This window comes from Cupriavidus sp. OTU4054, assembly GCF_038440175.1.
GTDB classification, from domain to species: Bacteria; Pseudomonadota; Gammaproteobacteria; order Burkholderiales; family Burkholderiaceae; genus Cupriavidus; species Cupriavidus pauculus_D.
Genome location: NZ_JASATF010000030.1, coordinates 63777 through 83049, shown reverse-complemented (window position 1 = coordinate 83049; position 19273 = coordinate 63777). Strand labels below are relative to the sequence as shown.

The 19273-nt window shown below is 66.9% G+C and carries 17 protein-coding genes; 9 read left to right on the top strand and 8 right to left on the bottom strand.

All coding sequences use genetic code 11. The features are described from left to right. Positions 1-259 precede the first annotated feature (259 nt). Together AAHB16_RS27385 and AAHB16_RS27380 are read left to right on the top strand one after the other, a co-directional pair. The gene (locus AAHB16_RS27385) at positions 260-784 is read left to right on the top strand and encodes a TlpA disulfide reductase family protein (RefSeq protein WP_342052486.1); all 525 of its coding nucleotides are present in this window, start codon (positions 260-262) and stop codon (positions 782-784) included. Positions 785-903: 119 nt separating this feature from the next. Next, entirely contained in the window at positions 904-3006 is a 2103-nt protein-coding gene (locus tag AAHB16_RS27380) for an ATP-dependent helicase (RefSeq protein WP_150372950.1), read from the top strand. Positions 3007-3016: 10 nt separating this feature from the next. Here AAHB16_RS27380 and AAHB16_RS27375 read toward each other — a convergent pair whose 3' ends face one another. The 3 genes from AAHB16_RS27375 to AAHB16_RS27365 form a co-directional block, all read right to left on the bottom strand. Continuing rightward, positions 3017-4336 (bottom strand): sigma-54-dependent transcriptional regulator, encoded by a 1320-nt coding sequence (locus tag AAHB16_RS27375; protein ID WP_150372951.1) that lies wholly within the window; start codon positions 4334-4336, stop codon positions 3017-3019. 15 nt (positions 4337-4351) lie between these two features. Further along, entirely contained in the window at positions 4352-6403 is a 2052-nt protein-coding gene (locus tag AAHB16_RS27370; RefSeq protein ID WP_342052485.1) for a sensor histidine kinase, read from the bottom strand. Between the two features lie 163 nt (positions 6404-6566). Continuing rightward, complete coding sequence (locus AAHB16_RS27365; protein WP_150372953.1) at positions 6567-7862, bottom strand: dicarboxylate/amino acid:cation symporter; 1296 nt, start codon at positions 7860-7862, stop codon at positions 6567-6569. A 397-nt stretch (positions 7863-8259) separates the two neighbouring features. Between AAHB16_RS27365 and AAHB16_RS27360 the strand changes: the two genes are divergently transcribed. From AAHB16_RS27360 to AAHB16_RS27330, 7 genes are all read left to right on the top strand, one after another. Continuing rightward, the gene (locus AAHB16_RS27360; protein ID WP_109582254.1) at positions 8260-8577 is read left to right on the top strand and encodes a (2Fe-2S) ferredoxin domain-containing protein; all 318 of its coding nucleotides are present in this window, start codon (positions 8260-8262) and stop codon (positions 8575-8577) included. A gap of 122 nt (positions 8578-8699) precedes the next feature. Beyond that, complete coding sequence (locus tag AAHB16_RS27355; protein WP_150372954.1) at positions 8700-9353, top strand: alpha/beta hydrolase; 654 nt, start codon at positions 8700-8702, stop codon at positions 9351-9353. Between the two features lie 35 nt (positions 9354-9388). Next, complete coding sequence (locus tag AAHB16_RS27350) at positions 9389-10579, top strand: D-alanyl-D-alanine carboxypeptidase family protein (protein ID WP_150372955.1); 1191 nt, start codon at positions 9389-9391, stop codon at positions 10577-10579. Positions 10580-10597: 18 nt separating this feature from the next. Continuing rightward, positions 10598-10924 carry a YbeD family protein gene (locus tag AAHB16_RS27345; RefSeq protein WP_150372956.1) on the top strand — a complete coding sequence of 109 codons (327 nt, stop codon included), beginning with the start codon at positions 10598-10600 and terminating at the stop codon, positions 10922-10924. Beyond that, on the top strand, positions 10925-12118 hold the full coding sequence (locus AAHB16_RS27340; protein WP_342052484.1) for a class I SAM-dependent rRNA methyltransferase: 1194 nt from the start codon (positions 10925-10927) through the stop codon (positions 12116-12118). A gap of 201 nt (positions 12119-12319) precedes the next feature. Continuing rightward, positions 12320-13306: an NAD(P)H-dependent flavin oxidoreductase gene (locus tag AAHB16_RS27335; protein WP_150372958.1), complete on the top strand. Its 987-nt coding sequence runs from the start codon at positions 12320-12322 to the stop codon at positions 13304-13306. Further along, positions 13263-13751, top strand: a complete 489-nt coding sequence (locus AAHB16_RS27330; RefSeq protein ID WP_150372959.1) for a YbaN family protein — start codon at positions 13263-13265, stop codon at positions 13749-13751. The genes AAHB16_RS27335 and AAHB16_RS27330 overlap by 44 nt, the downstream gene beginning before the upstream one ends. 6 nt (positions 13752-13757) lie before the next feature. Here the strand turns inward: AAHB16_RS27330 and AAHB16_RS27325 are convergent, their stop codons facing one another. The 5 genes from AAHB16_RS27325 to AAHB16_RS27305 are packed head-to-tail and all read right to left on the bottom strand — an operon-like array spanning position 13758 to position 19272. Next, positions 13758-15026 (bottom strand): phenylacetate--CoA ligase family protein, encoded by a 1269-nt coding sequence (locus AAHB16_RS27325; RefSeq protein WP_342052483.1) that lies wholly within the window; start codon positions 15024-15026, stop codon positions 13758-13760. Between the two features lie 11 nt (positions 15027-15037). Next, positions 15038-15847, bottom strand: a complete 810-nt coding sequence (locus AAHB16_RS27320) for an ABC transporter ATP-binding protein (RefSeq protein WP_150372961.1) — start codon at positions 15845-15847, stop codon at positions 15038-15040. Between the two features lie 16 nt (positions 15848-15863). After that, on the bottom strand, positions 15864-17213 hold the full coding sequence (locus tag AAHB16_RS27315; protein WP_342052482.1) for an ABC transporter substrate-binding protein: 1350 nt from the start codon (positions 17211-17213) through the stop codon (positions 15864-15866). 47 nt (positions 17214-17260) lie between these two features. Continuing rightward, positions 17261-18337: a branched-chain amino acid ABC transporter permease gene (locus tag AAHB16_RS27310; protein ID WP_150372963.1), complete on the bottom strand. Its 1077-nt coding sequence runs from the start codon at positions 18335-18337 to the stop codon at positions 17261-17263. Positions 18338-18357: 20 nt separating this feature from the next. Further along, on the bottom strand, positions 18358-19272 hold the full coding sequence (locus AAHB16_RS27305; protein WP_150372964.1) for a branched-chain amino acid ABC transporter permease: 915 nt from the start codon (positions 19270-19272) through the stop codon (positions 18358-18360). Between the last annotated feature and the right edge of the window lies 1 nt (position 19273).

The window sequence follows — 19273 nt, the reverse complement described above, 5'->3', positions numbered from 1 at the left end:
CCCCCCGTTTATTTCCCCCCCCCCCCGCCCCCCCCCCGCGCCCCCGCCGCTGCGCGGCATGCAGCCCGATTTCTACGGCGCCTACTTCGAGCAGGCACTCGACACGGCGCGCGACAAGGTGGCGGCGGCGCGCTGAGCGCCCATGCGACGGAATGACGCAGCCCCGCCGGGGGCCGAACGGCGGGCGACGCACGGCCGCGCGCGGCAGTAGAATAGACGCCACTCCGGGCCCCCACCCGTGCCTACATCGGACCGCAACATGTCGACAACCGCTACTTCCGGCAGCAAGCGCCTGCCCATCGCCATCGCCGCCCTGGTCATCGTGGCCGTGCTCGGCTGGTTTGGCTTCCGCGCGCTGTCGCCGGCCAACGCCGCGCCGGCCGCCACGTTCACGCTGCTTTCCGGCGACAAGGTCGGTACCGCGGACCTCAAGGGCAAGGTCTATATCGTCAACTTCTGGGCCACGAGCTGCACGACCTGCGTGAAGGAGATGCCGGACATGGTCCGCACCTACCAGCAGTTCAAGGACAAGGGCCTGGAATTCGTCGCGGTGGCGATGAACTACGATCCGCCGATGTACGTGATGAACTACGCCAAGACGCGCGAACTGCCATTCAAGGTGGCGATGGACTCCGACGGCACGGCCGCCAAGGCGTTCGGCAACGTGCAGCTGACGCCGACCACGTTCGTCGTGGACAAGAACGGCAAGATTCTCAAGCGCTATGTGGGCGAGCCCGAGTGGGATGCGCTGCACAAGCTGCTGGAAGGCGCGCTGGCGGCCTGAGCGGCGCCGTCCCCGCTGTCGCAAAAAAGGTGCCGCAAGGCACCTTTTTTGTTGTGCGCTTGATTCCGCATGCTGTATGCATATACAGTGGGCGCCAGCTTTCCTTCCGCCGCCCCGCCGTGTCCATCGAACTTGCCCCCGACATCACTTCCGCGCCCGCGGCGCCGCCCGCCGAGCCGGCTGCTTACCTCACGAAGCTCAATCCCGAGCAGCGCGCGGCCGTGGAGCACGCCAGCGATGCCCCGCTGCTGATCATCGCGGGCGCGGGGTCGGGCAAGACCAATACGCTCGCGCACCGCGTCGCGCATCTGGTGCTCGGCGGCGCCGACCCGCGCCGCATCCTGCTGCTGACGTTCTCGCGCCGCGCGGCGGCCGAGATGGGACGCCGCGTCGAGCGCATCGTCGATCAGGCGCTTGGCACGCAGACGGGCGCGGGCCGCGCGGCGCTGCAATGGTCGGGCACGTTCCACGCGATCGGCGCGCGGCTGCTGCGCGAATATGCGGAGACGCTCGGGCTGGCCCAGTCGTTCACGATCAGCGACCGCGGCGATTCCGCGGACCTGATGCACGTGGTGCGGCACGACCTCGGCCTGTCGGAGCAGACCTCTCGCTTTCCGCGCAAGGAGACCTGCCTTGCGATCTACTCGCGCGTGGTCAACACGCAGCTGCCGCTCGAGGTCGTGCTGAAGACGCAGTTCCCCCGCTATGCGATGTGGGCCGAGGCGCTCAACGGCCTGTTCGCGGGCTACGTGGAAGCCAAGCAGAAACAGCAGGTGCTCGATTACGACGACCTGCTGCTGTACTGGGCGCAGGCGATGCAGGAACCGGCCATCGCGCAGGACATGGGCGCGCGCTTCGACCACGTGCTCGTGGACGAGTACCAGGACACCAATGCACTGCAGGCGTCGATCCTGCTCGCGCTCAAACCCGATGGGCGCGGCCTGACCGTGGTCGGCGACGACGCGCAATCGATCTACGCGTTCCGCGGCGCCACGGTGCGCAATATCCTCGATTTTCCGACGCACTTCACGCCGGCCGCGCATCAGGTCACGCTCTCGCAGAACTATCGGTCGACGCAACCGATCCTGACCGCGGCCAACGCGGTCATCGGCCTCGCGGCCGAACGCTTTACCAAGGACCTGTGGTCGGACCGCGCGTCCGCCGAGAAACCCGGCGTGGTGGTGGTCAACGACGAGGCCGATCAGGCGCGCTTCGTGGTGGAGCAGGTGCTCGCGCGCCGCGAGGCGGGCCTGACGCTGATGTCGCAGGCCGTGCTGTTCCGCGCGGCCGATCACAGCGCGCAGGTCGAGATCGAACTCGCGCGGCGCAATATCCCGTTCGTGAAGTTCGGCGGGTTGAAGTTCCTCGAATCGACGCACGTGAAGGATGTGATGGCCGTGCTGCGGTGGTTCGAGAATCCGCGCGATCGCATGGCCGGGTTCCGCACGCTGCAGTTGTTGCCGGGCGTCGGGCCGAAGACCGCCGGGCGCGTGCTCGACGGCCTGGAAGGCGCGATGGCGCCGCTGGATGCGCTTTCCGCCTTCGAGCCACCGCCTGCCGCCGCGCCGGCGTGGGCCGAGTTGCTGACGCTTGCCGATGCGCTGATGGCACCGGCCTCCGCATGGCCTTCCGCGTTCGAGCAGGTGATCGCATGGTACGAACCGCATCTGGAACGGCTGCACGACGATGCCGCCGCGCGGCAGGCCGATCTGCAGCAGCTCGAACGCATCGCGGCGACCTATGCCTCGCGCGAGCGCTTCCTGACCGAGCTCACGCTCGATCCGCCCAGCGCCTCGAGCGACGAATCGGGGGTGCCCTCGCGCGACGAGGACTATCTGATCCTGTCGACGATTCACTCGGCGAAGGGGCAGGAGTGGAAGGCCGTCTATGTGCTCAACGCGGTGGACGGCTGCATGCCGTCGGACCTCGCGACGGGTACCACGGAGGAGATCGAGGAAGAGCGCCGGCTGCTGTACGTGGCGATGACCCGCGCGAAGGATCACCTCGACGTGATCGTGCCGCAGCGCTTCTATGTGCATCAGCAGGTGGGCTTCGGCGACAAGCACGTGTATGCCTCGCGCACGCGTTTCCTGCCCAATCGCGTGATGACGAATTTCTACAGTCGCTCATGGCCGCCGCCGCCGATGCCCGGCGATGCGCCCGCGAAGGCGCCGCTGCCAAAGATGGATCTGGCGGGACGCATGCGCGGGATGTGGAAGTGATGACCCGCCGCTACAGCCCGTATCGCTTGATCTTGTCGTAGAGCGTGGCCTTGCCGACCTGCAACAGGTCGGCGGCCTGGCTCACCGCGCCGCCCGTGCGCGCGAGCACGTCGGCGATGACCGCGCGCTCGTAGTGCTCCATCCGCTCGCGCAACGGCTGCGAGTCCTCGTGCGCCTCGGCCTTCGCCTGGTTGCCTTCCGGCACGCCGAGCACGAAGCGGTCGGCCGCGTTGCGCAGCTCGCGCACATTGCCCGGCCATGGCCGCTGCATCAGCGCCTGCCGCTGCATCTCCGACAGGATCGGCGCGGGCCGCTGGTAGCGCACCGCGGCCACGAGCATGAAGTGTTCGAACAGCGGCACGATGTCCTCGCGCCGGTCGCGCAGCGGCGGCAGCGGAATCGTGACGACGTTGAGGCGATAGTAGAGATCCTGCCGAAACACGCCCTGCTCGACCAGCGCTTCCATGTCGCCCTTGGCGGCCGCGACGATGCGGACGTCGATGCGGATCGATGCATTGGACCCGAGCCGCTCCAGCGTGCCTTCCTGCAGCACGCGCAGCAGCTTGACCTGCAGCGCCAGCGGCATGCTCTCGATCTCGTCGAGGAACAGCGTGCCGCCCGACGCGTGTTCGAGCTTGCCGACGCGGCGCTTGCCCGCGCCCGTGAACGCGCCGGCCTCGTGGCCGAACATCTCGCTCTCGAAGATCGACTCGGGGACCGCGCCGCAATTGAGCGCGATAAACGGCGCCTCGCGGCGCGTGGACAGCGCATGCAGGCTGCGCGCGACGAGTTCCTTGCCGGTGCCGGTCTCGCCGTTGATCATGACGGGCACGTCCGTCGCGGCGACGTTGGCGATGAGCCCGCGCACCTGCTCGATGGCCGGCGACCGGCCGATGATGCGCGTGCCCGCCGCGGGCCCGGCGAGTTCGCGGCGCAGCGCGACGTTCTCCAGTTCCAGCGCGCGGCGTTCGAGCGCGCGCCGCACGGTATCGGTCAGGCGGTCCGCGCCGAATGGCTTCTCGATAAAGTCGTAGGCGCCCTCGCGCATCGCCTGCACGGCCATCGTGATGTCGCCGTGGCCCGTGACCAGAATCACGGGCACGCCGGGCGCCGCGTTGCGGCAGTGGTGGAGCAGATCGAGCCCGCTCGCGCCGCCGAGGCGCACGTCGGTGACCAGCACGCCGGGGAAATCGGGCGCGAGGTGCGGCATCGCCGCTTCCGCGGACGGCAGCGCCAGCACGGAGAACCCGGCCAGTTCGAGGCTCTGTGCCGTGGCCTGTCGCACCAGCGGCTCATCCTCGACGAACAGCACTCGCAAACCGTCTTGCATTGTCGTTTCCTGCTTTCAGCTATGGACGGGCTGATGTGCCCGCCGCAATGTCACCACGAATTCCGCGCCCGTGACCCCCGTCATACCCGCCATGCCGGCTCCGGCTTCCACGTTGCGCGCGGCGAGCTGCCCGCCGAACTCGCGCACGATCGACGACGAGATGGCGAGGCCGAGCCCGAGGCCCTGCCCGATCTCCTTGGTCGTGAAGAACGGTTCGAACAGGCGCGGCAGTGCCTCGGCGGCGATACCGCCGCCATTGTCGCGCACGGTCACCGTGACGAGCGACTCGTTCGACCTGACCGTGATATCGATATGGCCCTCGGTATGGTCCGCCGCGCGCGCCGAAGCGATCGCGTCGAGCGCGTTGCCGACGAGGTTCAGCAGCACCTGCTCGAGCTTGAGTTCGTCGGCCCATACGGCAATGTCCTCCGCGCCGGACGCGGCGTCGAGGCCATGCACGGCGATGGCGGTGCCGCCCGTGCGCGGCGCCGTGATCGCGAGCACGTGATCGATCGCGGCGCGCACGCGGACCGCATTGCGGCGCGGCCGCGCCTTGCCCGCGAACAGTTTCAGCTGGCCCGTGATCTTGCCCATGCGCTCGGTCAGGTCCGCGATGGCGGACAGGTTGCCGGTGGCCGCATCGAGCTGGCCTCGCTCCAGCAGCACGCGCGTGTTGTCGGAGAACGTGCGCAGCGCGGCCAGCGGCTGGTTGAGTTCGTGCGTGATGCCGGCCGCCATCTGGCCGAGCGCCGCGAGCTTGCTCGCCTGCACGAGTTCGTCCTGCGTCGCGCGCAGCTCCTTCTCCGCGCGCGTGCGTTCGACCACTTCGCCCTCGAGCTGCTCGTTGATCGCCATCAGGTCCGCCGTCCGCGCTTCCACGCGGCGCTCGAGTTCGTCGTAGGCGGCCTCGAGCAGGCGGCGGCTGTACTGCATGTCGCGCGCGCGCTGGCGGCGCTGGCGCAGGTTGACGAGCATCAGGCAGATGCAGGCGTACGCGAGCGCCGCGCCGATGGTCGCGTTGCGCGCGGCGGACAGCACCGGTTCCAGCGGCGCCATGACCTGCATGGTCCATCCGGCCGGGCCCACCGCGCGGCTGACCTCGAGAAAGCGCCCGCGGTCGTCCTCGAGATCGAGGCCCACGCGCTCCGCGATGGCCTCGGCGGCGGGCTTGTCCGCGCCCACACGCACGAGCCGTGCGCCGTCGGACAGCGTGGTGCCCGCGAGCCAGCGCGTGATGGGCGACCGCAGCGGCTCCAGCGGCAGCGGCGTGACCGCCTTGTCGTGGTACTGGCGCGTGTTGTGAAGCTCGGCCTGCAGGTCTTCCGGCAGCGTCCGCAGCGTACGGTACTGCCATGCGGGCACCGAGGACAGGAAGATGACCCCATGGTCGTCGCTGACCATCAGCGGTTCCGCGCTGCCGCCGCCGGCGCGCTGGAACCATTCGAGATTGAGCTTGACCACGGTCACGCCGATGACCTTGCCGTCGGCCTCCACGGGTTGCGCGATGTAGTAGCCGGGCTCGTCGTTGGTCACGCCGATCGCGTAGAAGCGCCCGACGTCACCACGCGAGGCGATCTGGAAATAGGGCCGGAACCGGTAGTCGGTGCCGACGAAGCTGCCGGCCTCGCCGTGGTTGCTCGCGGCCAGCGCGATACCGTTGGCGGCAATCACGTAGGTGGCCGAGGCGTGCGCGCGGCGGTTGACGTCCACGAGGTAAGCATTGGCCGCGTCGATATGGGCACGGTCGCTGGGGTTCTGCAGCAGCCCGCGCACGAATGGATGCAGCGACACGAGCGCGGGCAGGAATTCGTAGCGGTCGAGCGTGCTTTCGAGCGTGGCCGCGTAGCGGTCCGCGCGCGTGGCCGTCGATTGCTGAAGCCCGGCAATGCCGCGCTGCACCGAGACCAGCCATGTGAGCGCGCACAACACCAGCAGGCCGGCCGCGAGCACGGCGGCGAACGCCCACCAGCGCGACATGGCGCCGGGCGTATCCGGCGCATGCGGCGCGGCCCCGTCGCGGGGAGCGGCGGGATCGTGGACTGCCAGGAAGTCGTCGGAATGGGGCATCGGCGCGCGGGGGGAACTCTGCGCCGATGATACCCGCTGGCGGCGAACGCCAGCGGACGGGGAGGATGCGGCCGGACGCGCGCCGGCCGGTCGGTTGACGTCCATGGGGTTGACGTCCGGGGGGTTGACGGCCGCGGCGGCGTGTCGCGCCGCCGGGGACACGTCAGCGGGCGCCCTGACCGGCGTCGGCGAGCCCGACGGTGTCATCTTCGCCACGCAGCACGCGCGTGAGGCGCGCGCGATCGAGTTCGCGTTCCCACGCGGACACGACGACCGTCGCCACACCGTTGCCGATGATGTTGGTCAGCGCGCGGCACTCGCTCATGAAGCGGTCGATACCGAGGATCAGCACCATGCCGGCCACCGGGATGTCCGGCACCACGGCCAGCGTCGCGGCCAGCGTGATGAAGCCCGAGCCGGTCACGCCGCTCGCGCCCTTGGACGTGAGCATGGCCACCGCGAGGATGGTCAGCTGCTGCCACAGCGTCAGGTCGATACCGGTCGCCTGCGCGATGAACACCACGGCCAGCGTCATGTAGATATTGGTGCCGTCCAGGTTGAACGAGTAACCGGTCGGCACGACCAGGCCCACCACCGGCTTGGAGCAGCCGAGGCGTTCCATCTTCTCCATCAGGTGGGGCAGCGCGGCTTCCGAGGAGCTCGTGCCCAGCACGATCAGCAGCTCTTCCTTGATATACGCGACGAAGCGGATGATCGAGAAGCCCGTGAAACGCGCGATGGTGCCGAGCACCACGAGCACGAACAGGACGGCCGTGAAGTAGAACGTGCCGATCAGCTTGAGCAACGGCACCAGCGAACCGAGACCGTACTTGCCGATGGTGAAGGCCATCGCGCCGAACGCGCCGATCGGGGCGACCTTCGTGATCACGTGGACGATGTGGAAGAACACCTTCGACACCTGATCCACCATGTCGTGGATGACCTTCGCGCGGTCGCCGACGACGCCGAGCGCCGAGCCGAAGAACAGCGAGACCAGCAGGATCTGCAGGATGTCGCCGTTGGCGAATGCGCTGAAAATCGTGTCCGGAATGATGTGCATCAGGAATTCGACGCTGCTCTGGCCGTGGGCCTTCGACACGTATTGCGAGATCGACTTGGTGTCGAGCGTCGCCGGGTCGATGTTGAAGCCGACGCCGGGCTTGAGCAGGTGCGCGGCGCACAGGCCGATCAGCAGCGCGAACGTCGAGACGATCTCGAAGTACAGCAGCGCCTTGCCGCCGACGCGGCCCACCTTCTTCATGTCGCGCATGCCGGCGATACCGGAGACGACCGTACAGAAGATGATCGGGCCGATGATCATCTTGATGAGCTTGATGAAGGCGTCGCCGAGCGGTTTCATTTCGACGGCTGTACTGGGCCAGAAATGGCCCAGCACGATGCCGACGAAAATCGCGAACAGCACCTGCACGTACAGGATCTTGTAAAAGGGTTTCCTCATGATGTCGTCCTCGGTATTTGACCGTGACGGATGCCGTGGACCGGCAACCGATTTCCGCACGTCTCGGAATTGCGACGCGTCTGGTTGTAACCATTTGCAACGCGCATGCCAGTGCATACATCGCTGGTAACGCATTGATTTTTAAGCGATTTCTGATTGATAGCCGCGAAATCGCTCCAGCTTTCCGGAAATCCGGAATCCGGTCGTCCGGAAATTCGGAAGGAATAGCGATCTATCAGGCACTTACGGCACCGTCAGGTGCGCCGGGGACGTCACGCGCGGCCTCGCGGAAGGGGGAGGCGGGCGGGAGTTTCCGGAAATCCGGGCAGGCCGCGCGGGGGGATGCGGGCGCGCGTGCACGTATAATTGCGAGCTTCACTCGATCGCCCCGCCCCGCATGAGCAGCCACTTCAAACACCACGTCTTCTTCTGCCTCAACCAGCGCGAGAACGGCAAGGCCTGCTGCGCCGACCATAACGCGAAGGCGATGCAGCAGTACGCCAAGAAGCGGTGCAAGGAGCTGGGTATCTCCGGCGAGGGCCGCGTGCGGATCAATCAGGCCGGCTGTCTCGACCGGTGTGAACTCGGACCGGTGCTCGTGGTCTACCCCGAGGCCGTCTGGTACACGTTTGTCGACGAGCAGGATATCGACGAAATCATCGAGAGCCATCTGGTGAACGGCAAGCCCGTCGAGCGCCTGATGGTCGATCGCTGAGTTGCCGATCCCCGCGTTGCCGATCGCCGGATTGCCGATCGCTGTTGTTCCCGAGCGGTTCCCTGTTTTGCATCCCTGAGCCGTCCTGACGTACCGCCTGCCCCGTACTCCTGCCCGCTACCATGAACGCGCACACCGAGGTTCTTTCCATTGCCGGTCCCGTCGGCGCCATCGATATTTCGGTCGACCGCCCGCAGAACGCGCCCGTGCGCGGTCTCGCGCTGGTCTCGCATCCCCATCCGCTGTTCGCGGGCACCAAGGACAACAAGGTCGCGCAGACGCTCGCGCGCACGTTCGTGGCGCTGGGCTACGCGACCGTGCGGCCGAACTTCCGTGGCGTGGGCGGTACCGAGGGCGAGCACGACAAGGGCATCGGCGAGCAGGACGACCAGCTCGCGGTCATCGCGTGGATGCGCCAGCAGACCGCGTGGTCGCCCGACGTGGGCACCCTGCCGGTCGCGCTCGGCGGCTTTTCGTTCGGCAGCTACGTGACCACGCATGTGGCGCGCCGGCTTGCCGAAGCGGGCACGCCCGCGCAGCGCCTCGCGCTGGTCGGCACGGCCACCAGCCGCTGGGAGGTCTGCGATGTGCCGGCCGACACCATCGTGATTCATGGCGAGCTCGACGACACCGTGCCGCTTGCGAGCGTGCTCGACTGGGCACGGCCGCAGGAATTGCCGGTGATCGTGATTCCGGGCGCCGATCATTTCTTTCATCGAAAGCTGCACCTGATCAAGCAGCTCATCGTCAACGCTTGGGCGACCACGTCTGCCTGACGTCTATTCTTTTTCGATTCTTGGGTAATACAACAATGATGAACAGAGCCATGCCGCACCTAGCGCCTATCGCCGCCGTCGCGCTCGCCGCCACCCTGGCTGCCGCGCCCATGGCCGTGCTCGCGCAGGGCGTGCCGATGCCGCAGGTTGCCGCCAAGTCCTGGATGCTCTACGACGTGACCAGCGGCCAGGCGCTTGCCTCGCAGAACGCCGACATGCGCATCGAGCCCGCGTCGCTGACGAAGCTGATGACCGCATACCTCGCGTTTGCCGCGCTCAAGGAGAAGCGCCTGACGCTCGAGCAGACCGTGGTGCCGACCTCGCTCGTGCTCAAGGTCAAGAGCGACGAGTCGCGCATGTTCATCGAACCGAACAAGCCCGTGAGCGTGCAGGACCTGCTGCTGGGCCTGATCGTGCAGTCGGGCAACGACGCCGCGCTCGCGCTGGCCGAGGCCGTGGGCGGCTCCGAGGAAGGCTTCGTCAAGATGATGAACGACGAGGCGGGCCGCATGGGCCTCAAGGGCACGCACTTCACGAACACCGACGGCATTCCCGACCCGAACCACTACACGACGGCCGTGGATCTGGCCACGCTGACCACGCGCCTGATCAACGACTTCCCCGAGTACTACCCCATGTACTCGCAGAAGGAGTTCACCTATAACAAGATCAAGCAGCCGAACCGCAACCGCCTGCTGTATATCGACCCGACCGTCGATGGCGTGAAGACGGGCCACACGAAGTCCGCCGGCTACTGCCTGATCTCGTCGGCCAAGCGTCCGCTCGCCAACGTGCCGAACGGTTCGCGCCGCCTCGTGTCGATCGTCATCGGCACCGTGAGCGAGCAGACCCGTACCGCGGAAAGCCTGAAGATCCTGAACTACGGCTTCCAGTTCTTCGACACGCTGCGCCTGTACGACAAGGGCCAGGTGCTCGCGACGCCGGACATCTACAAGGGCAAGTCGGGCACCGTGAAGATCGGTGTGGCCAACGAGACGTTCGTGACCGTGCCGAAGGGCACCGGCGGCCGCCTCAAGCCCGTGCTCGAGCGCCAGGAACTGCTGATCGCGCCGATCGCCGCCGGCCAGCAGGTCGGCACCGTCAAGCTGATGGACGGCACCACGAAGGTGGGCGAGTTCCCCGTGGTCGCGCTCGAGGAAGTGCCGGAAGCCGGCTTCTTCGGCCGCCTGTGGGACACGATCCGCTTGTGGTTCAAGCGCAAGTAATCGCTCAAGGATGACGACATGAGTACCGATTCGAACGACGATCCCCAGCAGGACCTCTCCGCGGGCCAGACCGATCCGGTCACCCCGCGCGAGTCGCTGATCGAGTATCCGAGCGACTTCCCGATCAAGGTGATGGGCGCGATGCAGGATGGCTTCGCCGAGACCATCGTGGAAGTCGTGCAGGGCTTCGATCCCGAGTTCCACGCGGGCAAGATGGAAATGCGCCCGTCGCGCAACGGCAACTACCTGGGCCTCACGGTGACGGTGCGGGCGACGAGCCGCGAGCAGCTCGACAACCTGTACCGCGCGCTGAGCTCGCACCCGATGGTCAAGGTGGTGATGTAAGTGAATGTGATCACCCTCAAGCCGGGCAAGGAAAAGTCCCTGCTCCGGCGACATCCGTGGGTCTATGCCACGGGCATCGCGACGACCAGCGGCCGCTGCGAGCCGGGCGCCACGGTGACCATCCGCGCCGCCGACGGCCGCTTTCTCGCACGCGGGGCCTATAGCCCCGAGTCGCAGATCCGCGCGCGCGTATGGACGTTCGACGAGGACGAGCCCGTCGATCACGCGCTGATCAAGCGCCGCGTGGCCGCGGCCATCGCCCATCGCGGGCAGTGGGTGCGCGACACCGACGCCGTGCGCCTCGTGTTCGGCGAATCGGACCGGCTGCCGGGCCTGATCGTCGATTACTACGGCAACGGCGAGCGCGGCCAGCTCGTGTGCCAGTTCAACTCGGCCGGCGTGGAACAGTGGAAGACCGCGATCGTGCAGGCGCTGGTCAAGGAGACCGGCTGCCCGAACGTGTACGAACGCTCGGACGCGGCCGTGCGCGAGCGCGAGGGCCTGCCGCTCGTCACCGGTGTGCTCGCGGGGGCCGAGCCCGATCCCGAACTGTCGGTGACCGAACATGGCGTGCGCTACTACGTGGACGTGCGCAACGGCCACAAGACCGGCTTCTACGTGGACCAGCGCGACAACCGCAAGCTGGTCGGCGATCTTGCGCAAGGCCGCGAGGTCCTGAACTGCTTCTGCTACACGGGCGGTTTCTCGCTGGCCGCGCTGCGTGGCGGCGCGACCGCCGTGACGTCGATCGATTCGTCGGGCGAAGCGCTCAAGATCGCCGCCAACAACGTGACGCTGAACGGCTTCGACGCGGACCGCGCGACGTGGCTGGACGCCGACGTGTTCAAGACGCTGCGGCAGTTCCGCGCCGAGGGCCGCCAGTTCGACCTGATCGTGCTGGACCCGCCGAAGTTCGCGCCGTCGGCGCAGCATATCGACCGGGCCGCGCGCGCGTACAAGGAAATCAACCTCGTCGGCATGCAGCTGCTGCGGCCCGGCGGTCTGCTGTTCACGTACTCGTGCTCGGGCGCGATCAGCATGGAACTGTTCCAGAAGATCGTGGCCGGCGCCGTGACCGACGCGCGCGCCGATGCCCGCATCCTGCGCCGCCTGTCGGCCGGGACCGATCATCCGATGTCGGCCGCGTTCCCGGAAGGCGAATATCTGAAAGGCCTGCTTCTGGAAAAGATCTGAAGGCTGTTGTCTTGGGACGGTAACAATGCCCGCCTATGATGCGTCTCGCGGTGGACGCATTGGCAGGTGCCCCACCGTCTCTTCTTATCAGTCTTCGTGGTAATTGCCCCGCAGGTTAGAACCCTGCGGGGTATTTTTTTGCGCGCGAAACTCCCTATAATCGACCGATCGTCGAACGATCGTTCGCAAAAAGGAGACCTCATGCCCGCCGCCAAGCACCTGCCACCGGCCCTGCAGAACCTGGCCCTGCCCGTCATCGCCTCCCCGATGTTCATCGTGAGCTATCCCGAGCTCGTGCTGGCCCAGTGCAAGGCCGGCATCGTCGGTTCGTTTCCGGCGCTCAACGCGCGCCCCGCGGAACTGCTCGACGAGTGGCTGACGACGATGCAGGAGGAACTGGCCGCGCACGTGGCCGCGAACCCGGGCGCGCGCGTGGGACCGATCGCGGTGAACCAGATCGTGCATGCGTCCAACGCGCGGCTCGAGCACGACGTGAAGGTCTGCGTCGAACACAAGGTGCCCATCTTCATCACGTCGCTGCGCGCGCCGGTCAAGGAGATGATCGATGCCGTCCACAGCTATGGCGGCATCGTGCTGCACGACGTGATCAACCTGCGCCACGCGGAAAAAGCCATCGAGGCCGGTGTCGATGGCCTGATCCTCGTCGCGGCCGGCGCGGGCGGCCACGCGGGCATGCTGTCGCCGTTCGCGCTCGTGGGCGAGGTCCGGCGCATCTTCGACGGCCCGATCGCGCTCTCCGGCTCGATCGCGACCGGCGACGCGGTGCTGGCCGCGCAGGCGATGGGCGCCGATTTCGCGTACGTGGGCACGCGTTTCATCGCATCGCAGGAGGCGCACGCGAGCCCCGAGTACAAGCAATCGATCACGCATTCGGCGGCGGCGGATATCATCTACACCAACCTGTTCACCGGCGTGCACGGCAACTATATCCGCGAGAGCATCCTCAACTCGGGGCTGGACCCCGAGAACCTGCCCGTCGCGGACAAGACCAAGATGGATTTCTCGAGCGGCGCTTCGAAGGCCAAGGCATGGAAAGACATCTGGGGAGCAGGTCAGGGCGTGGGCCAGATCCACGATGTGCCAACCGCGGGCGAGATCGTCGCGCGCATGAAGACCGAATACGATGCCGCACGAGCCCGGCTCGCCATCCCGCAGACATCCGCGTAACGGCCCGGAAGACCTGCCGCTCGAGGCCCCGCGGGGCGGTCCGCGCCTCGTGCGCGCCGTCCGCGCGCTCTGGGTCGCGCTGGGCGTCATCAGCCTCGTGCTCGGCATCATCGGCATCTTCCTGCCGCTGCTGCCCACCACACCGTTCGTGCTGCTGGCCGCGGCATGCTTCGCGCGCGGCTCCAGACGCTTTCATACCTGGCTCGTCTCGCATCCGCGCTTCGGGCCGACCATCCTCGACTGGCAGAAGCATCGCGCGATTCCGTGGCGCGCCAAGGTATTCGCGCTCTCGACGATGTGGGTATCGATGGGCACCACCGCGTGGTTCCTGCGCGCGCGGCCCTATGCCTCGCTCACGCTGATCGGCATCGCGCTCGCGGTCAGCATCTGGATGCTGCGGCTGCCCACGCGCGCGCCCGAGGGCGCGTCCGGGCGTCAGTCGTAACGCCAGTCAGTCGTAGCGCCGCGCGTCCTCGATGGTCTTGCCGTCCTGCGGCAGCGATCCGGCCGCGACGAAGGCCACCTCTCCCCGCAGGCGCGTGACCTCCCGCAGCGACGTACCGATGGCCGCCGCCAGCGCCGCGTCCTCGCGCGTGGCATCGCAATGCAGCGTCATGACGTCCGCGCCCACCGTGCCGGTGACCACGAGCCGCGCCGCGCGAATCTCGGGATGGCGCCGCACGACCTCGGCCACCTGCCCCGGATAGACGAACATCCCCTTGACCTTCGTGGTCTGGTCCGCGCGCCCGAGCCAGCCCCTGAGCCGGATATTGGTCCGCCCGCATGGACTGGGCCGCCACGCGGAATCGGCCACGATCGCCGACAGATCGCCGGTACCGAACCGGATCAGCGGATAGTCGCCATTGGCCAGTACCGTGACCACGACCTCGCCGATCTCGCCATCGGGCATCGGTCGCGTGCCGCCGGGCTCGACGATCTCCACGAGCACGCCCTCATCGACGACCCAGCCGTCACCGCCATCGGTCTCGTACGCGATGAGCCCCACGTCGGCCGTGCCGTACATCTGTCGCGCCGAAATGCCATGGTCGTGCAGCCACGCGCGCAGCGGCGGCGGGCATGCCTCGCCCGACACCAGCGCCTTGGTCAGGCTCGCGCAGCGCAGGTCCATCTCCGCGCCGCGCTCCAGCAGCAGCTTCAGGAACGATGGGGTGCCCGCGTAGGCGGAGGGCTGCAGGCTGGCCAGTGCCTCCACCTGCGATTCGGTCTGGCCCACGCCCGCCGGAAACACGCAGCAGCCAAGCTGATGCGCGCCGGTCTCCATCATCATGCCGGCGGGCGTGAAGTGGTACGAGAACGTGTTGTAGACGAGCTCGCCCGCGCGGAAGCCCGCGGCGAACATCGCGCGCGCGACGCGCCACCAGTCGCCCGAATGGCCGTCGGGTTCGTGGATCGGCCCCGGGGAGCGGAACAGATGGCGGAGCCCGCCGATCGGCGTGGCATTGAGCCCGCCGAGCGGCGGCGCAAGCTTTTGCCGCGCGGTGAGTTCGGACTTGCGCGTGACGGGCAGCTGGGCGAGCGCCTCGCGCGTGTGGATCGCGCGCGCATCGACGTGTCCGAGAATCTCCGCGAAATAGGTCGCGTGGGACTGCGCGTGTGCGACCTGCCGCGACAATGCGGCAAGCTGCGCCTGCTCGCGCGCTTCCGGCTCGCGCGTCTCCAGCGCGTCGAAGAACGCGCCGGGCGTCTGGGAGGTGTCCATGGATCGATCCTTCATGCCAGCCAGCGCTTGCGGCGGCGGTAGCTCTTGACGTCGCGGAACGACTTGCGCGCGGCGCCTTCCGCGTCGTTGGCGGCCACGCCGAGGTAGAACTCCTTCACGTCCTCGTTGGTCCGCAGCGATTCGGCGTCGCCATCCATCACGACGCGGCCGTTCTCGAGGATGTAGCCGTAGTCCGCATAGCGCAACGCGACCATCGTGTTCTGCTCGGCGAGCAGGAAGCTCACGCGTTCGCGCGCGTTGAGGTCGCGCACGATCTCGAAGATTTCCTCGACGATCTGCGGCGCTAGGCCCATCGACGGTTCGTCGAGCAGGATCATCGCGGGCTTGGCCATCATGGCCCGGCCGATCGCGCACATCTGCTGCTCGCCGCCCGACGTGTATCCGGCCTGGGACTTGCGCCGCGTCTTCAGCCGCGGGAAATAGCCATAGATCTTTTCGAGCTCGTCGCGCGTGGCCGCGCGGGACAGGCCGCGCGTGTAGGCGCCGGTCAGCAGGTTCTCCTCGATCGTCAGGTGCGCGAAGCAGTGGCGGCCCTCCATCACCTGGATCACCCCACGCCGCACGAGGTCGTTCGGCGTGAGCTGATCGACGCGATTGCCCTGATACGTGATGGAGCCCTTGGTCACATCGCCGCGCTCGGCGTGCAGCAGGTTCGAGATGGCCTTGAGCGTGGTGGTCTTGCCGGCGCCATTGGCGCCGAGCAGTGCCACGATGCGGCCCTCGGGCACCTCGAGCGAGACGCCCTTGAGCACAAGGATCACGTGGTCGTAGATGACCTCGATATTGTTGACCGTCAGCATGATGTCAGGCCCTGTCTCAGGACTTCACGCAACCCGGCGTGATGCCCTTCTCCTTGGCGTACTGCGCCGCGGTGGCCTTGAACAGCGGGTGGATCAGGTTCTTGTTGCCCTCGATCCAGTCCGACACCACGACCCACTTGCTGCCGTCCCATTGCTGGATCTTCACCTTGCCCGACCCTTCGTGGTTCTCGCACGAGGTCTTGATCTCGGGCAGCAGGCCCGTGGCGCCGAGCTGCTGCAGCCGCGCGTTGGTCACGTTGAGGTTCTCGAAGGCCCAGCGCATCTGGTCGCCGTTCATGACCTTGCCCTTGCCGAACTTGTCCTGCGCCACGCGGATGGCCTCCACGGTGACGACGGCCGCCGACACGCCGCGGTTGTAGAGCACCGAGCCGACCTTGTTGCGGTCCTGCATATTGCCCTTGTTCGCGCCGTACACCACCTTGTCGATATCGGCGATAAGGGGGACGTTGCGGCCCGCCACGTTCCACGTGGCGCTCATGTAGCCCTTGGCCGCGTCGCCGGCCGGCACCGTGTCTTCCTCGGAGCCGGCCCACCACGAACCGATCATCTTGTCGCGCGAGAAGCCGACCTTCTGCGCGGCCTTGAGCGCGGTCTGGTTCATCACGCCCCAGCCCCAGAAGATCACGTAGTCGGGGTTCTCCTGGCGGATACGCAGCCACTGCGCGCCCTGCTCGTTGCCGGGGTGCGCCACCGGAATCTCGACGAGGTTGAACTTGTTGAGCTTGGACTCCGCCTGCAGCGCGACGATCGGCTCCTTGCCATAGGCGGAGTCGTGGTACAGGTAGACGATCTTCTTGCCCGCGAGGGAGCCGCCGTTCTTCGACTGCAGGTACTTGACGATGGCCGACACCTGCATCTGGTACGTCGTGACGAGCGGGAAGGCGTAGGGGAACACCGAACCGTCCACGGCGTCGGTACGGCCATAGCCCATCATGACCAGCGGGACCTTGTCGGCCGCGGTCTTGTCCACGAGCGCGTACGAGATACCCGTCGACATCGAGTGATAGGCGGTGCCCTTGGTCGTCGCGTTCTTGGCTTTCAGGCGCTCGTAGCACTCCACGCCCTTGGCGTTGTTGTACTCGGTCTCGCACTCTTCCCACGACAGCTTGACGCCGTTGACGCCGCCGTCCTTGAGATTCACGTAGTTGAGGTAGTCGATAAAGCCACCATAGAACGACTGGCCATTGGCGCCGTACGGGCCGACGCGATAGCTCGGCAGCGCGACGAATTGCTCACTGCTCTGGGCGAGCGCGGCACCGGCGGGTGCGAGCAGCGCCACGGCAGCAGCGGTAGCGGTAGCGGCGGCGAGCGCGGCACGCCACAAGTTGCGGATCTCGAATGCCATGACTTGTCTCCTGTTCCTGTTCGGATTTGTTATTTGCTACGACCCCTTCAATGCGGGAATGGCCACAACCGCAGTTTCTCCTTGCCGATCTGCCAGAGGCGCGCGAGGCCGTGCGGCTCGACGATCAGGAAGAAGATGATCAGCCCGCCAAACACCATCAGCTGGATATGCGACACGGTGGCGTTCGTGAACGGCAGGCTGAGCCATGCCGCCAGCGTCGGCAGCGTGTTGTCGAGAAAGATCGGCAGCAGCAGGATGAACGCCGCGCCGAGGAACGAACCGAGGATGCTGCCCACGCCGCCGATGATGATCATGAAGAGCACGCGAAACGACAGGTCCAGCGAGAAGCCGTCCGGCTCTACCGAGCCGAGGTAGCAGAACGCATAGAGCGCGCCCGCCACGCCGCAGTAGAACGAGCTGACCGCGAACGCCAGCAGCTTGGTGCGCATGAGCGGAATGCCGATGACCTCCGCGGCCACATCCATGTCGCGCACCGCCATCCATGCGCGGCCCGTGGCGGAGCGCACGAGGTTCTTGGCGAGCAGCGCAAGCACCGTCACCACGCCGAGCACGAACAGGTACTTGCGCACCGGCGTGTCGAGCGCGAAGCCGAACAGATCGAGCCGCTGCGCGGTGATCACGCCCGACGAACTGTTGTTCGAGAACCAGGGGAACTTGGTCAGCGCCCACACCACGAAGAACTGCGCGGCCAGCGTCGCCACGGCGAGATAGAAGCCCTTGATGCGCAGCGACGGCAGCCCGAAGGCCACGCCGACGAGCGCGGCCGACAGCCCAGCCAGCAGGAACGTGAGCAGCACCGGCAGGCCTTCGATGCGCAGCTGGAAGTTGTACGCGGCATAGGCGCCGACCGCCATGAACGCAGCGGTGCCAAGCGATAGCTGCCCCGCGTAGCCGGTCAGGATATTGAGACCGAGCGCGGCCAGCGAGAAGATCAGAAACGGGATCAGGATCGCGCTGAACCAGTATTCGCTGCCGAGGAAGGGCACGGCGACAAAGGCCACGGCCATCAGCACGGCAAAGCCGATGCGGTCCTGGCGGATGGGGAAGATCTGGCTGTCGGCGACGTAGGACGTCTTGAACTGGCCCGCTTCGCGATAGAACATGTCGGCTCCTGAACGGTCCGTTAAACGCGGTCGATGTGTTTCTCGCCAAACAGCCCTTCGGGCCGGACGAGCAGGAACAGCAGCGCGAACACATACGGGAACCAGCCCTCGATACCGCCGAAGTTGCCGCCGAACATCGACTGGAACACGGGTGGGATATAGATCTCGGCCAGCTTCTCCGACGCGCCGATGATCAGTCCGCCCACGATCGCGCCCGGCACCGACGTGAAGCCGCCGAGGATCAGCACGGGCAGCGCCTTGAGCGCGGTGAGCGTCAGCGCGAACTGCACGCCGTTGCGCGAGCCCCAGAGCATGCCTGCCACCAGCGCGACGAACCCCGCCACGCCCCACACGATGGCCCAGATATGCTGCAGCGGAATGCCGAGCGAGAGCGCGGCCTGGTGGTCGTCCGCCACCGCGCGCAGCGCGCGGCCGACCTTCGTGTACTGGAAGAACAGCGCGAGCGTGGCCACGAGCACGGCGGCGATGCCGGCGGCCGCGAGGTCGAACTTCGACACGACGATATTGAAGTGCGTGAGAATCGGCTCGATCGGTTCATCGACGATGCCAAGCTGGATCGGGCGCACCTCGTTGCCGAACAGCAGCGGGCCGAGACCTTCGAGGAAGAACGACAGGCCGATGGTCGCCATGAACAGCGTGATGGGCGGCTGGTTGACGAGCTTGCGCAGCACGAACCGTTCGGTGCCGATGCCGACGAGCACCATCACCACAAACGCGCCGATCACGGCCGCCCACATCGGCATGCCCTTGTCCATCAGGCCCACCACCGCGAGCGCGGCAAAGTACACCATCGCGCCCTGCGCGAAGTTGAACACGCCGGACGCCTTGTAGATAAGCACGAAGCCGAGCGCGACGAGCGAATACATGAGGCCCGACAGCAGCCCGCCCAGCAGGATTTCGAAGAAGAAGGTCATG

What these genes read in the sequence shown, in the direction of transcription:
- AAHB16_RS27305 (WP_150372964.1), bottom strand. Translation starts at nt 19,272, where the DNA reads ATGACCTTCTTCTTCGAAATCCTGCTGGGCGGGCTGCTGTCGGGCCTC.
- AAHB16_RS27345 (WP_150372956.1), top strand. Translation starts at nt 10,598, where the DNA reads ATGAGTACCGATTCGAACGACGATCCCCAGCAGGACCTCTCCGCGGGC.
- AAHB16_RS27320 (WP_150372961.1), bottom strand. Translation starts at nt 15,847, where the DNA reads ATGCTGACGGTCAACAATATCGAGGTCATCTACGACCACGTGATCCTT.
- AAHB16_RS27325 (WP_342052483.1), bottom strand. Translation starts at nt 15,026, where the DNA reads ATGGACACCTCCCAGACGCCCGGCGCGTTCTTCGACGCGCTGGAGACG.
- AAHB16_RS27315 (WP_342052482.1), bottom strand. Translation starts at nt 17,213, where the DNA reads ATGGCATTCGAGATCCGCAACTTGTGGCGTGCCGCGCTCGCCGCCGCT.
- AAHB16_RS27330 (WP_150372959.1), top strand. Translation starts at nt 13,263, where the DNA reads ATGCCGCACGAGCCCGGCTCGCCATCCCGCAGACATCCGCGTAACGGC.
- AAHB16_RS27350 (WP_150372955.1), top strand. Translation starts at nt 9,389, where the DNA reads ATGATGAACAGAGCCATGCCGCACCTAGCGCCTATCGCCGCCGTCGCG.
- AAHB16_RS27310 (WP_150372963.1), bottom strand. Translation starts at nt 18,337, where the DNA reads ATGTTCTATCGCGAAGCGGGCCAGTTCAAGACGTCCTACGTCGCCGAC.
- AAHB16_RS27385 (WP_342052486.1), top strand. Translation starts at nt 260, where the DNA reads ATGTCGACAACCGCTACTTCCGGCAGCAAGCGCCTGCCCATCGCCATC.
- AAHB16_RS27335 (WP_150372958.1), top strand. Translation starts at nt 12,320, where the DNA reads ATGCCCGCCGCCAAGCACCTGCCACCGGCCCTGCAGAACCTGGCCCTG.
- AAHB16_RS27355 (WP_150372954.1), top strand. Translation starts at nt 8,700, where the DNA reads ATGAACGCGCACACCGAGGTTCTTTCCATTGCCGGTCCCGTCGGCGCC.
- AAHB16_RS27375 (WP_150372951.1), bottom strand. Translation starts at nt 4,336, where the DNA reads ATGCAAGACGGTTTGCGAGTGCTGTTCGTCGAGGATGAGCCGCTGGTG.
- AAHB16_RS27365 (WP_150372953.1), bottom strand. Translation starts at nt 7,862, where the DNA reads ATGAGGAAACCCTTTTACAAGATCCTGTACGTGCAGGTGCTGTTCGCG.
- AAHB16_RS27370 (WP_342052485.1), bottom strand. Translation starts at nt 6,403, where the DNA reads ATGCCCCATTCCGACGACTTCCTGGCAGTCCACGATCCCGCCGCTCCC.
- AAHB16_RS27360 (WP_109582254.1), top strand. Translation starts at nt 8,260, where the DNA reads ATGAGCAGCCACTTCAAACACCACGTCTTCTTCTGCCTCAACCAGCGC.